This window comes from Rahnella sp. P4_A8, from assembly GCF_056402435.1.
In genome coordinates, this window is the sequence record NZ_JBFUHK010000283.1 from 1 (window position 1) to 941 (window position 941).

Below are 941 nucleotides of genomic sequence, written 5' to 3' on the forward strand. Positions count from 1 at the left end.
ACGCAACGCAAAGTCTTCGTGCATCACCGATTTTATTGAGCAGATGTTTTGAAAGAAATGTCACGGCCAGTTTTGAACTCATAGGATAATCAGGATTCGTACAGTTCCAGCGGCAAGCCATCCGGATCGTTGAAGAAAGTAAATTTTTTGCCGGTATAAGGATCAATTCTTACCGGTTCGCAGACAATGCCGGCTTCAGTGAGGGCGGAAATGGACTGTGCGATATCTTCAACGCTGAACGCCAGATGGCGTAATCCGCACGCCTCAGGACGACTTGGCCGGGCTGGCGGTTGCGGAAAGCTGAATAATTCAATGGTGTAATGACCATTAAGCGCCAGGTCAGCTTTCCAGGAATCGCGTTCCTCACGGTAAAACTCCCCCAGTAACGTGAACCCGAGAATGTCACAGTAGAAGTGTTTGCTGGCCTGATAATCAGAGCCAATGATGGCGATATGGTGGATCTGGCGGAGATTAAGCATAGTCATGTCCTGTTGATTTCTGACCTGCACGTTACTCAGGGCGGCCAAACACGTCAATAAAAAGCCCTCCTAAAGAGGGCAGTTTGCTAGCCCGCTTCCGGAAGTTTTAAGACCTTCACCAGATAGCGCCCGTCTTCTGTGAGCCGCGTTCCATGAATATCAGTTTCAAAACCAGGGTAACGCTCGCCTATTGAACAAAGCATAATCAGGAAATCGAGCACAGCCCGACTTTCTTCCGTGATCATCTCGCCCGGCATCACCACAGGTACACCCGGCGGATAAGGCAGGATCATGTTGGCTGACACTTTGCCGACCAGTTCATCAATGTCGCATTCATCAATATGTCCGCGTACCTGATGCTGGAACATTTCGTACGGCGTCATTTTCATTTCCGGCAGCACATCAAATGCTTCCAACATTAAACGCGGCAGGTCGTGACGAACGATCAGTTTGTGGATCCCC

2 protein-coding genes are annotated in these 941 nt (G+C 49.6%); both read right to left on the bottom strand.

Annotated features, from left to right (window positions below):
• Positions 1-89: 89 nt before the first annotated feature.
• Positions 90-479 carry a VOC family protein gene (locus tag AC1DUO_RS25450; RefSeq protein WP_015689431.1) on the bottom strand — a complete coding sequence of 130 codons (390 nt, stop codon included), beginning with the start codon at positions 477-479 and terminating at the stop codon, positions 90-92.
• Between the two features lie 86 nt (positions 480-565).
• Positions 566-941, bottom strand: a 376-nt coding sequence (locus tag AC1DUO_RS25455; RefSeq protein ID WP_477989472.1) for an Orn/Lys/Arg family decarboxylase, incomplete at its 5' end; no start/stop codon positions are given.